The organism is Kribbella antibiotica (assembly GCF_004349055.1).
Lineage (GTDB): Bacteria > Actinomycetota > Actinomycetes > Propionibacteriales > Kribbellaceae > Kribbella > Kribbella antibiotica.
Window position 1 is genome coordinate 1 of the sequence record NZ_SMKX01000016.1, and the last position, 11655, is coordinate 11655.

At 66.7% G+C, this 11655-nt stretch carries 13 protein-coding genes; 7 read left to right on the plus strand and 6 right to left on the minus strand.

Features of this window, described 5'->3' with window-relative positions; all coding sequences use genetic code 11:
* The 7 genes from E1263_RS07855 to E1263_RS07885 all read left to right on the plus strand — a co-directional run.
* Window positions 1–805: SCO3242 family prenyltransferase (locus tag E1263_RS07855; RefSeq protein ID WP_132166514.1), on the plus strand; the 805-nt coding region annotated here is incomplete at its 5' end.
* Entirely contained in the window at window positions 802–1641 is an 840-nt protein-coding gene (locus E1263_RS07860; RefSeq protein WP_132166515.1) for a sugar phosphate isomerase/epimerase family protein, read from the plus strand. The genes E1263_RS07855 and E1263_RS07860, both read left to right, overlap by 4 nt.
* Entirely contained in the window at window positions 1638–2180 is a 543-nt protein-coding gene (locus E1263_RS07865) for an EboA domain-containing protein (RefSeq protein WP_132166516.1), read from the plus strand. Before E1263_RS07860 ends, E1263_RS07865 begins: the two co-directional genes overlap by 4 nt.
* Window positions 2181–2188: 8 nt before the next feature.
* Window positions 2189–3040, plus strand: a complete 852-nt coding sequence (locus tag E1263_RS07870; protein ID WP_132166517.1) for a TatD family hydrolase — start codon at window positions 2189–2191, stop codon at window positions 3038–3040.
* The gene (eboE, locus tag E1263_RS07875) at window positions 3037–4182 is read left to right on the plus strand and encodes a metabolite traffic protein EboE (RefSeq protein ID WP_132166518.1); all 1146 of its coding nucleotides are present in this window, start codon (window positions 3037–3039) and stop codon (window positions 4180–4182) included. The genes E1263_RS07870 and eboE overlap by 4 nt, the downstream gene beginning before the upstream one ends.
* Window positions 4179–5546: an alkaline phosphatase family protein gene (locus tag E1263_RS07880; protein ID WP_132166519.1), complete on the plus strand. Its 1368-nt coding sequence runs from the start codon at window positions 4179–4181 to the stop codon at window positions 5544–5546. Before eboE ends, E1263_RS07880 begins: the two co-directional genes overlap by 4 nt.
* A 187-nt stretch (window positions 5547–5733) precedes the next feature.
* On the plus strand, window positions 5734–6054 hold the full coding sequence (locus tag E1263_RS07885; protein ID WP_238161120.1) for a nucleoside triphosphate pyrophosphohydrolase: 321 nt from the start codon (window positions 5734–5736) through the stop codon (window positions 6052–6054).
* A 63-nt stretch (window positions 6055–6117) separates the two neighbouring features.
* Here the strand turns inward: E1263_RS07885 and E1263_RS07890 are convergent, their stop codons facing one another.
* The 6 genes from E1263_RS07890 to E1263_RS07915 form a co-directional block, all read right to left on the minus strand.
* On the minus strand, window positions 6118–7182 hold the full coding sequence (locus E1263_RS07890) for a hypothetical protein (protein ID WP_132166521.1): 1065 nt from the start codon (window positions 7180–7182) through the stop codon (window positions 6118–6120).
* 212 nt (window positions 7183–7394) lie between these two features.
* On the minus strand, window positions 7395–8657 hold the full coding sequence (locus tag E1263_RS07895) for an FAD-binding oxidoreductase (protein ID WP_132166522.1): 1263 nt from the start codon (window positions 8655–8657) through the stop codon (window positions 7395–7397).
* A gap of 98 nt (window positions 8658–8755) precedes the next feature.
* On the minus strand, window positions 8756–9274 hold the full coding sequence (locus tag E1263_RS07900; protein ID WP_132166523.1) for a HutD/Ves family protein: 519 nt from the start codon (window positions 9272–9274) through the stop codon (window positions 8756–8758).
* A gap of 9 nt (window positions 9275–9283) precedes the next feature.
* A complete protein-coding gene (locus E1263_RS07905) occupies window positions 9284–9583 on the minus strand; it encodes a hypothetical protein (protein ID WP_132166524.1) in 300 nt (99 codons plus the stop codon).
* 95 nt (window positions 9584–9678) lie between these two features.
* Window positions 9679–10455: a phytanoyl-CoA dioxygenase family protein gene (locus E1263_RS07910; protein WP_132166525.1), complete on the minus strand. Its 777-nt coding sequence runs from the start codon at window positions 10453–10455 to the stop codon at window positions 9679–9681.
* A gap of 10 nt (window positions 10456–10465) precedes the next feature.
* The gene (locus tag E1263_RS07915) at window positions 10466–11653 is read right to left on the minus strand and encodes an NAD(P)/FAD-dependent oxidoreductase (RefSeq protein WP_132166526.1); all 1188 of its coding nucleotides are present in this window, start codon (window positions 11651–11653) and stop codon (window positions 10466–10468) included.
* Window positions 11654–11655: the final 2 nt, after the last annotated feature.

Sequence of the window (11655 nt, forward strand, 5' to 3'; positions counted from 1 at the left end):
GGATTTGCGGGTGGGGCGGTTGGTGGGGTTGTCGGCGTCCTCCATCTGCATCTACTGGGCTGGGATGGCGTTGAACGACTGGGCTGATCGCGAGCTTGATGCGGTGGAGCGGCCGGAGCGGCCGATTCCATCGGGGCGGGTTTCGGCGCAGACTGCGTTCAACGTGGCGGCGGGATTGACCGCGGGTGGGCTGGTGTTGTCGGCCATTAGTGGTGGGCGGTCGGCGCTGGTGACATCTACTGCGCTGGCGGCGACTGCTTGGACTTATGACGTGGTCGCGAAGAACACGGTGGCAGGGCCGGCGGTGATGGCGTCGGCGCGGGCGATCGACGTACTGGTGGGGGCCGGCGATCAGCGGCGACGGGCATTGGCGCCGGCGCTCGCTGTTGGCGCGCACATCTTGGGTGTCACCACGTTGTCGCGGGGTGAGGTGCATGGCGGTACGCCGATTCCTGCGCGGCTGAGCCTGGCGGTGAGCGCCGCGCTGACAGCAAGCGCTGCCGGCCGACGAGCGAGCTCAGCAAGAAGCTCGGGGTGGAGCCCGACGCGGCGGACAACGGTCAGCGAGGTGACGACGGCTGCGCTCGCAGGATGGTTCGCCCGATCCGTCGTACCGGCGCAGGCGGCCGCTGCGAAAGAGCCTGATGCCAAGCACATCCGGACAGCCGTGGGTGCAGGGATTCACGGGCTCGTGCCGTTGCAGGCGGCGTGGGTTTCGCGAGCAGGAGCTCCGAAACTCGGGGCCGGACTGGCGTTGGCGTTTCCGTTGGTGAAGGCATTGGCGAAGAAGGTGTCGTCGACATGAGGCTTGGTTATGGGACCAACGGGTTCGCGAACCACCGGTTGCCGGAAGCGCTCGCCGTGATCGCCGACCTCGGGTACGACGGGGTCGCGCTGACCCTCGATCACAACCATCTCGACCCGTTCGCGCCCGGTCTGCGTGAGCGCACCGCTGAGGTCGGGCGGCTCCTGGAGCGGCACAAACTGAGCGTGGTGATCGAGACCGGCGCTCGCTACATCCTCGACCCGTTCCGCAAGCATGCGCCGACCTTGCTGCACACCGACGGCGCCGAACAGCGGATCGACCTGTTGCAGCGGGCGATCCAGATCTCGGCCGATCTCGGCGCCGAGGCGGTCTCGTTCTGGTCCGGCATCCTCCCGCCCGACGTGGAACCAACCGTTGGCTGGCAACGGCTCGTTGCCGGTTGCGAACGATTGGCCGCGTACGCCGCCGACCGCGGAGTGCGGCTCGGATTCGAACCGGAACCCGGCATGCTCGTCGACGACCTGGCCGGTTATCTCAAGCTGCGGGCCGAGGTCGGCAGCGACGCGCTCGGGCTCACGCTCGACATCGGCCACCTGGTCTGCAACGAGTCGCGGACACCACCGGACTGCATCCGCACCGGAGCGCCGTACCTGGTGAATGTGCAGATCGACGACATGGTTCAAGGCGTTCACGAACATCTTGAGTTCGGGACCGGCGAGGTCGACTTCCCACCGGTGTTCGAGGCCCTGCGGCAAGTGCAGTACACCGGTCTCGTCGCCGTCGAACTCCCCCGGCACTCACACGCCGCGCCAACCATCGCGCGCGACTCCCTAACCTTCCTTAAAAAAGCACAGCTGCGCGAGGCCCAACGATGAGGGCCGCCGACCTTCCCGTTGACGTCTCCGCCCTCCGCGACCGGCCGCTGGCCGAGGTGTTTCCGGCCGTCGGCCGGATCGTCGGTCGCGAACCGCTCGGCAACGGCTGGACCACCGACGAGGCCGCCCGCGCTGTGCTACTAGCTACTGCAAGCGCCCTGGAGATCACCGAGATCTATCGGTACGGCGACGCTGCCGAGAAACGTGCTGTCCTCAAGGCGCTCGCCTTGGACGAGGTCGCCACCACCATGAGCGCACAGGGTGTTGACCTCCTGGACGACGCGATCCGCACCAATGATCCGAGGCTCATCACCGCCGCCCTCGGGTCGCCGTACGCCACCGAGAAGTTGCTGCCAGCAACCTTTCGGCAGGCGGTCCTGAAATGTGTCTTCTCCGGAATCCCGCTGGCCGAGGTCGACGGCCTGCCGCACCGGGCCGACGCCGAACTGATTCGGATGATGTCCGATTTCGCGGCCGAGAGGAGGGCCGCCGGCCGCGCCGTACCCGCCGATCTCACGCCGTACCTGACCGAGAGGTAACTGGACCGATGCGCATCTTCGACCCGCATATCCATATGACGTCCCGGACCACCGACGACTACGCGGCGATGGCCGCGCACGGTGTCCAGGCGGTGGTCGAGCCGGCCTTCTGGCTCGGTCAGCCGCGGACCAGCGCCGCCGCGTTCGTCGACTATTTCGACGGGCTGATCGGCTGGGAGCCGTTCCGCGCTTCGCAGTACGGGATCAAGCATCACTGCACGATCGCCCTGAACCCGAAAGAGGCGAACGACCCGCGCTGCCGCGAGATCCTCGAGGTACTGCCGCGGTATCTGGCCAAGGACGGGGTGGTCGCCGTCGGCGAGGTCGGGTACGACTCGATGACACCGGCCGAGGACGAGGTGTTCGCGCAGCAGTTGGAGCTCGCGGTCCGGTTCGGGCTGCCCGCGCTCGTGCACACGCCGCACCGCGACAAAGCCGCCGGTACGACGCGAACGCTCGACGTCGTGCGCGAATCGGGGATCGCCCCGTCGTATGTCGTGGTCGATCACCTGAACGAGGTCACCGTCGAGGAGGTCGCGAACTCGGGATGCTGGATGGGCTTCTCGATCTACCCGGACACCAAGATGGACCCGGACCGGATGGTCGCGATCCTGCAGCGCTTCGGGACCGAGCGGATCCTGGTGAACTCGGCTGCAGACTGGGGTCGCTCCGATCCGTTGCGGACGTACGCGACCGGCCAGGCGATGCTCGCCGCGGGTTTCACCGACGACGACGTCGACAAGGTGCTGTGGCAGAACCCGGTCGAATTCTACGGACAGTCCGGGCGGCTCGATCTGAGCTCGGTCGAGCCGGCCGAAACGTACGCCGGGAACTCGATTCTGCGGGGAGCCAGGGCATGAGGTTTCGGCATCCGGACGGTTCGCTCGTCCATCTCGCGTACTGCACGAACGTTCACCCGGCCGAGGATCTCGACGGCGTGATCGCGCAACTCGACGGCTGTTCCGCGCTGGTGCGGAAGGAGCTCGACGTACCGGTTCTCGGGGTGGGGCTGTGGCTCGCGCATCAACTGGCCGATCAGCTCGCGAACTCCGAGGACGCGCTGGAGCGGCTGCAACAGGCACTCCGAAGGAACGGGCTGGAGGTCGTGACCCTGAACGGCTTCCCGTACGCCGGGTTCCACGACGAGGTGGTTGGCAAGAAGGTCTATCTGCCGGACTGGACTCAGCCCGAACGACTCCACTACACGCGCAACCTGGTCGACGTACTGGCTCAGCTGCTTCCGCCGGATGCGGCGTACGGGTCGATCTCGACGCTGCCGCTGGCTTGGCGAACGCCGTGGACTGGTGAGCAGGACACGCGGGCGCGAGCGGCGGTGAGCCGACTGGAGATGCATCTCGCGCGGGTTGAGGAGTCGACCGGTCGCCAGATCCGCGTCGCGTTCGAACCCGAGCCGGGCTGCGTGATCGAGCTGGTGCCGCAGGGCGCGGAATGGCTCGCCCCGTACGGCGCGGATGGGCGGATCGGGTTGTGTCTCGACACGTGTCATCTCGCGGTGCAGTTCGAGGAACCGGCAGCGGCTTTCGCGGTGCTGGATCGCTTTGGGGTGCCTGTCGTGAAGAGTCAGGTGTCGGCTGCGTTGCATGTGGCCGACCCGGGTGATGCTGAGGCTCGCCGGTTGCTGGCTGAGTTTGCTGAGCCGAAGTTCCTGCATCAGACGCGGGAGCGCGGTGGGGCGGGAATCGACAATCTGGATGCGCTCGATCAGCTCGCCGGGAGCGACGCTTGGCGGGTGCATTTCCATGTGCCGGTGCATGCTGCGCCGCGACCGCCGTTGAGCAGCACAACCGACGTACTGGAGGAATCGCTCGGCTATCTCGTGGGCGGAGCGCATCCTCGCACTCAGCATTTGGAGTCGGAGACCTACACGTGGTCCGTGCTCCCGTCGTCGCCGCGTGACACTGCTGAGCTCGCGGAGGGTATCGCCGGTGAGCTGGCGTGGTTGCGCTCTCGCATCGTTGCTCTAGGTCTGGAGGCCTTATGACCCGGCAAGTGGTTGTGATCGATGTCGTCGGGCTGACGCCGCGGTTGCTGCGGAAGATGCCGAGACTGCGATCGTTGCCGTTGACAAGGAATCTGGGGACGGTCCTGCCGGCGGTGACGTGTTCGGCGCAGGCGACGTTCCTGACCGGCACGCTGCCTTCCGAGCACGGAATTGTGGGCAACGGCTGGTACTTCCGGGATCTCGGTGAGGTCCTCCTGTGGCGGCAGCACAACCGGTTGATCCAGGGCGACAAGGTCTGGGACGTCGCCCGCCGCAGCGACCCGTCGTACAAGGTCGCGAACGTCTGCTGGTGGTATGCGATGGGCGCGGAGACCGACCTGCTGGTGACGCCGCGGCCGATCTACTACGCGGATGGACGCAAGGCGCCGGACGCCTACACGCGGCCGGTCTCGTTGCATGATCGGCTGGTTGGGAAGCTCGGTGATTTCCCGCTGTTCAACTACTGGGGGCCGACTGCGAGCATCAAGTCGAGCCAGTGGATCGTTGATGCGGCGCGCGACATCCTCGCCACGGATTCGCCGGATCTGCTGCTGACGTATGTGCCGCACCTGGACTACGACCTGCAGCGGTACGGCGCTTCGTCGGTCGAGGCAACACGGGCCGCGATCGAACTGGACGCCGTACTGGCGCCGCTGCTCGACGATGCCGAGGCTCGGGGCGCGACGGTCGTCGTACTGTCGGAGTACGGGATCACGGATGTCAGCCGGCCGGTCGACGTGAACCGGATGCTGCGTCGCGAGGGTCTTCTTGAGGTGCACACCCAGGACGGCATGGAGTACCTGGACCCCTGGGCGTCGCGAGCCTTCGCCGTCGCGGACCACCAGATCGCCCACGTGTATGTTCGCGATCCTGCTGATGTGGATGCCGTGGCGAAGCTGTTGACCAGCCTCCCCGGAGTCGCCGAAGTACTAGATGCCGAAGGCAAGAAACGTCACGGCCTCGACCACGAACGCGCCGGCGAACTGGTCGTCGTCGCCGACCCTGACGCCTGGTTCACCTACTACTACTGGCTCGACGACGCCAACGCCCCCGACTTCGCCCGCGCCGTAGAGATCCACCGCAAACCCGGCTACGACCCGGCGGAACTCTTCTTCGACCCGGCCGACCCGCTCGTCAAACCCCGAGCCGCCTCCTATCTCCTCCGCAAGAAACTCGGCTTCCGCTACACCATGCAAGTGGTCCCGCTCGACCCCTCACCCGTCCGAGGCTCCCACGGCCGCCTCCCCGCCAACCCCGAAGACGGCCCCGTCTTCCTCAGCACCGACCCCGACCTAGCCCCCGAAGGTCTCATCGCGGCCACCGCCGTCCGAGACCTGATCCTCAAAGCCGCCGGACTGGCCTGAGGCAGCAGCCACGCTTTGAGCACGGGTCAGCCATTTTTCGGCCCGCATGGTGACTGAGCGGTGCTCAAGGCCGCGCGCCCGGGGCGCTTTGAGCACGGGTCAGGCATTTCTCGGGCGGCTGGTGACTGACCCGTGCTCAAGGGTGACCGGGGACGAAACTGTCCGCGGCGCCTGCGACGCTGCCCAGGTGACCAACACCAGCAAGCTCGTCCGCGACCGCATCCCCGAAATCGTCCGCTCCCACGGCGAAGACCCCACCTACTACCAAGCCGACCCCGCCGAATACCGCAACCGCCTCCGCGCCAAGCTCACCGAAGAAGTCACCGAGTTCCTCGCCGCCACCGACGACGACGCCGTCGAAGAACTCGCCGACATCCTCGAGGTGGTCTACGCGCTGGCCGCCGATCTCGGCACCGCCCAACCCGAGTTGGACGAGGCTCGGCGTCAGAAGGCGACCACGAACGGCGCCTTCGCACACCGCATCATCTGGACCGGCACGCGCGGCTGAACCGAGCCCACGGCCGCCAAGGACGTGGGCTCGGTTCCTTCCATCAGGAGATGGAGACAGGGGTCAGAGGATGGAGTTGGCGCTGATGGTGAAGCCGGTGTTGACCGGGGCGCCGGCGTTGGTGAAGCAGTTGACGTCGCGGACGACGAGGTCGGGGCCGGACGACATGTTGAACCAGAACGTGTTCATTCCACAGAAGTTGGAGTTCGAACCGTAGGCCGTGACCTGGACGGTGTTCTGGGTGTAGGCGATTCTCGGGAAGGTCACCAGGGACAGCCCGGTGCCGGCCGCAAGGATGGTGTTGGCGCCGAGGCCCATGACCGAGTTCAGGTTGGTCGAGGGCGGTCCGGCCGGCGGCTGGTTGAGGAAGTAGCCGTAGTACTTCGGCGGGATGGCCGCGCCGTACAGGGAGACCTTGTACTGGTAGGTCACCGTGAAGCGGGTGTTCAGCAGGGCGCCGGCGCCGTTGAAGCAGAGCACGTTGACGTCCTGGCCACCGCCGCTGGAGACCCAGTTGCGGATCTTGCAACGGGCTCCTTGCTGCGGGTTGACCGCGGTCACCTGCAGGCTGCCGTCGAGAGTTCCACCGGCCACCAGGCCCGGGAACTTCACCTGGTACTGCCCGACCCCGAGGTTGGTCGAGGTGTTGGGGGCACCGGCCGAGTTGTACTGGCTGATGATCCCACCGCCGGCAGGCGAGTCGACGTACCCGTACGGGCCGGGGGCCGGCCCACCGGAAGCGCGGACGAAGAAGACGCTGAAGCTCGAGACATCCAGTGAGCCACCCGCTCGGTAGCAGGCGACGTTGATGATCTCGTCGGGACCGGACTGGCCCCAGTTCTCTGCCTGACACCAGTGCGGCGCGTTGTTGATCGCCGTCACGTGGACGACGCCCTGCGGCGCGCCCTGGCCGACCAGTTTGACCTGGTAGCGACCGAACGACGTCGGGACGACCGAACTACCGGCCGGCCAGGTCCCGGTCGGGATGACGGCGGCGGCCGGGTCGTTCCACAGCGCCCAGCCCTTGCGGTCCGGGACCGCGGCGTCGGCAGGTGTTACAGCAACGAGGAAACCCGCCAGCATCAACAGACTTGCTGCGAAGCGGGCGGGCAAAGACAGTCGTGGCATCGGATTCCCCCCTTTAAGGAAAATGGCTAGCCGGAAAAATAGTTTCCGATTACTGGGGGAATGCAAGCATGCACACTCAGCATTGAGCAAGAGCCCAATGTCAGGAATTGTTCCCGCAAAACGCTTGTTTGCGGAATTCAAGAATGCAGCACAAAATCACCCGGCCACCACCGGCTTGATTGTCGGAGTCGCGAGCCGGCCGCGGTGATACATCAGCGTCCCGGCAGCGGGGTCGCGCTGAACACGCTGTGCGGGTCGAGGTACTCCTTCAGCGCCAGGAGCCGTACGGCGTTCGGTCCGTACGCCACCGCGGTCTGCGTCGCGTCGTCCGGGCCGAGCAGGTTGGGATAACCACCCGGCATCGCGTACGGCGCCAGCGCGACGCTCGCCGTACGGGGCCAGCTGCCGTCACCACCGATCTCGATGAACTCGACCATGAAGTGGTCCTCGCGGACACCGAAAGCGGCGCTCTCGATGGGGGTCCGGGTGGCCGCGCCGTGGAAGTGGTGGATGTTCAGGAAGGTGCCGGGGGTTGCGCGAGCGGCGTACGTCTCTAGCAGCGATGACACCACCTCGGGGGTGAAGCCGGCGACGTTGCGGGTCCGGATCGCGTAGTGAACGCCGTCCGGGAAAGCACCGTCGAATTCGCGGAGCTTGGCCAGCGGCGACTTCACGTCGACCGAGGCGTTCAGCGGAGTACCCAGCCGGCCGAAGGCATCCAGGACGGTTTTGCCGGCGGCGATGTCACCGGACCAGGTCGGCGACACGACGACCGCCGGGGTGCCGTCGGGACCGCCGACGACGGCGATCACCGAGGTGAGCTCATCAGGCCCGCCGTCGAGGAGTTCGCCGTACCCGCGCAACACCTGCTCGGCCTCCTCCCACGGAAACGTGAAGGAGCCCGCAAGCACCTCAGCCAACGGATGCAGAGCCACGGTGGCGGAGGTGACCACACCGAAGTTGCCGCCGCCACCACGCAACGCCCACAGGAGCTCAGCATCAGCCTGTACGACGTTGCCGTCGGCAAGCACAACCTCGGCCCCCAGCAAATTGTCGGCAGCCAATCCGAACCGTCCGCTCAGCGGCCCGTAACCTCCACCGAGCGTCAGTCCCAGCAGACCGACCGTGCCCACCGTTCCGGTCGCAACCGCAAGCCCTTCACGGTCCGCAGCCTCGGCGACGTCGGCAGCGGTCGCGCCCCCACCCACCGTGGCGACATCGGTGGCGATCGAAACCTGCCGCATCCGAGTCAGGTCGATGACCAGCCCGCCGGCGCGAAGCGCACGCCCGGCCCAGTCGTGGCCACCGCCGCGGACCGACAGCGGCAGCCGGCGCTCGCGCGCCTCCGCAATCGCTTCCTGGACGTCGGCGGTCGTCGTACACAACGCGACGAGGGCCGGGCGCTGCGTGACAGCGCCGTTCCAGATCGCGACAGCGGCGTCGTACTCGGGTCCTTCGGCAACGAGTTGAACCATCTCGTCAGGCTAACCAGATTCAGGGGTGGCAACCCGGGCTCCGAGTTAAGGCTGCCCGGACCGCCCGCACTTTCTGCCCGAATTCACCGACGGAGGACTTACTCGGTGATCCTGACGACTGCCACCACTGCGTCACCCGTCAGCCGCGCAACGCCAGACCACCCCTGAACGACATCCAGCCGGCCGAGCTCCACCCCGTCGACCTCAACCGCTCCGGCCAGCACTGCGAGAAAGTCGGCATCACGCACCCCAGCCACACCCGTGATCTGCAGGCAGATGACCTCGGCTGCAGCACGCCCCCGCTGCGTCATCACATTGAAGTTCACAGTCGCCGCCGACGGATCGGCCGCGACCTCCGCTTCCCCCGCAAACGCGAATGGCTCGAACGGCCGCAACACCTGGACGACGCCGTCCACCGTGAGCGCAAGCTGCGCACCCACGGCGAGCGTGATGATCCGATCCACCCCCGGAAAGGTGGAGAACGGCCCGGGCCGGTCGACCTCGGCGAAACTCAACCGCCAGACGCCCTCCGACTGCGCGACCTCGTACGTGACGCCGAGACCGTTCTTCCACGGCACCCGTCGATGGTCAGCACTGCGCAGGACGAGCAAACCCATCCCGGAACCCTACTGCTGCTGCGAGTTCTCCGACCGACGCGCCAGCAGGCCGCGGACGAAGTTGACGACCAGGAGGGCCGGCAGGAAGAAGGCCTGGAAGAACATCCAGTAGCTGTCGCCCTCGGAGATGAAGCCGAGGAAGACGCCGTACCCCAGGAAGGCCGCGCCCACGACGCCGCTCAGGATCCGCGCCCCGTCCGACTGCTCGCCGCCCTTCACCAGCGCGATGACCACCATCGCCACACCGCTGATCATCAGCAGCACGACGTACCACGAGAAGGTCGCGTCAAGTCCGAAATCGATGTTCACAAGTCCCCACCAGGTAGCGCTGCCGAATGAATCCCCCGCGGGACCGTAGCGGACGCGGCGACCTCCGGGCTACCGAATTGCACCAACGTGCAAAATCACTGAGCCAGTTTGGTGACCGGTGTGGTGTCGCGGTCGACCAGGAACTCCGGCCGGCTCACGCGGCTCGGGACGTTCTTGATCGAGTTGTAGGTGATGAACAGGACGGTTCGCCGATCGGCCGACAGGTTGTCGGACGACGAGTGCACGATGTTCGGATGGAAGGCCGCCACTGCACCAGCCGGGCCGACGAGTTGCTCCGGCTGGTGCTTGGTGGCCAACTCGGCGGCCAGATCCGCGGGCACGCTGTGCGCGAGGTCGGCGGACACATGCTGCCGCCAGTCACCGCTCGCCGCCGAGCCGGATTGCCCGACAACGCCGAGCGCGTGCGAGCCGGTGAGCACAGTCAGCGGACCGTTGCCTTCGTGCACTTCGTCCAGGTTGATCGCGATGTTGACCGCGTCCGGCGCCGGCATGCCGTCTTCGATGGACCAGAAGGCGAAGTCTTGGTGCCACGGCCACTGCTGCCCGACCCGTGGGTTCTTCAGGTTGACCTTGAACTGGTAGACGTACACCTGATCGCCGATCAGCGCCTCGGCCAGGTCGACGAGCCGCGGATGCCGGACCAGCCGGGCGCAAACATCGTCGAAGCGGTGACACCCGTGCAGCGCGCGGACCACCTCACCACCGGTCTCGTGCACAACCTCTTCGCGTTCCAGCGCGCTGATCCGCGTCACCGAGTCGCGTAGCTCAGCCAGCGTCTGCTGATCGATGCCCTCGGCAAGGACCACCCAGCCGCGGTCGTGGTACCGCTCGGCGATCTCTGAGATTCCCATCTCCTACCTTTCAGTTCAGGGCCTCGGCCAGCAGCTCGGCCGAGTAGAACTCGCCGACCGGCAACCCGCCGGAGACGACGGTGAAGTAGTCCTGGACCAAGGCCGGATCCGCGGCGACGTGCCGCAGCAACCGCAACCGTTCCTCCTGCAGGTCGAGCTTGGCCACCGACAACGTGTTGCGGTACGACTCGACGAGCTCCTGACCACGCAGTACGTCGTACGTCGCCAGCGCCGCGTCGAGCTCGACCGGGTCAGGCAGTTTCGGCAGCACAGTCGACGCGAACAGGTCCGACTGCAGGAACGCGTCGGAGATTCCGCGCGCCGTGATCGAGTCCTTGTGGTGCCATGCGTCGCCGATCAGGACCCAGCCGGCGCCGTGCCCCTGCCGGAAGAAGTTGCGCTGGTCACCGATCGCATAGAGCTTGCCGAAGCGTTCGTCGTCCACTGTCGCATCGGCCAGCTCCGGCACCAGTTGCGCGACATTCTCCACATAGATGCGGCGGGAGTCACGTCGTACCGTCTCGAACTCCGACTGTGGGAAGTACACCGAAACGACGGATCGCCCGTCATGGGTCGGCACCAGCCCCGCGAACCGGCCAGGCGCCTCGAACAGCTCGAAACGATCGTGCAGCCCAGCCCAGTAGGAGTAATAGACACAGGTCAGGGTCGGGTCCTCGCTGGCCATCGCCGCCCCGGTGAACCGCGCGACCGACGACCGCATCCCGTCCGCGCCCACCAACAGCCGGCACTCCTCGGTCTGTACGCCGCCCTTCGGAGTACGGAAGCGGACGCCGTGAACCCGCCCATCCTCGGTCAGCAGTCCAGTGACCGTGGCCTGGTCCCGATACTCCACGCCGGCTGCGATCGCCGCGTCCACCAGCACTCCGTCAAGCACGTTGCGGCGCGGTGCATAAGCAGCCTGCTGGCCCTTGAACGGCCGGGCAGAACCCTCCAGCCTGATGTCGCCGACGCGATAGCCACTGCGCAGAATCGGTGGGCAGCCACTGGCCGCGACCGCATCCAGCACACCCCAATCGGCAAGCAGTGCAGCGCCCGGCTGATGCACCAGGTGCGTCGAGACCGTGTCGCTCGGCATGGCGGCGCGCTCGAGCACCAGCACGCTGAGCCCGGCCCGGGCCGCGAGCAAAGCAACAGACGCTCCGGCGCAACGACCGCCGACCACGATGATGTCGTACAAGA

What these genes read in the sequence shown, in the direction of transcription:
- E1263_RS07860 (WP_132166515.1), top strand. Translation starts at nt 802, where the DNA reads ATGAGGCTTGGTTATGGGACCAACGGGTTCGCGAACCACCGGTTGCCG.
- E1263_RS07865 (WP_132166516.1), top strand. Translation starts at nt 1,638, where the DNA reads ATGAGGGCCGCCGACCTTCCCGTTGACGTCTCCGCCCTCCGCGACCGG.
- E1263_RS07870 (WP_132166517.1), top strand. Translation starts at nt 2,189, where the DNA reads ATGCGCATCTTCGACCCGCATATCCATATGACGTCCCGGACCACCGAC.
- eboE (WP_132166518.1), top strand. Translation starts at nt 3,037, where the DNA reads ATGAGGTTTCGGCATCCGGACGGTTCGCTCGTCCATCTCGCGTACTGC.
- E1263_RS07880 (WP_132166519.1), top strand. Translation starts at nt 4,179, where the DNA reads ATGACCCGGCAAGTGGTTGTGATCGATGTCGTCGGGCTGACGCCGCGG.
- E1263_RS07890 (WP_132166521.1), bottom strand. Translation starts at nt 7,182, where the DNA reads ATGCCACGACTGTCTTTGCCCGCCCGCTTCGCAGCAAGTCTGTTGATG.
- E1263_RS07895 (WP_132166522.1), bottom strand. Translation starts at nt 8,657, where the DNA reads ATGGTTCAACTCGTTGCCGAAGGACCCGAGTACGACGCCGCTGTCGCG.
- E1263_RS07900 (WP_132166523.1), bottom strand. Translation starts at nt 9,274, where the DNA reads ATGGGTTTGCTCGTCCTGCGCAGTGCTGACCATCGACGGGTGCCGTGG.
- E1263_RS07910 (WP_132166525.1), bottom strand. Translation starts at nt 10,455, where the DNA reads ATGGGAATCTCAGAGATCGCCGAGCGGTACCACGACCGCGGCTGGGTG.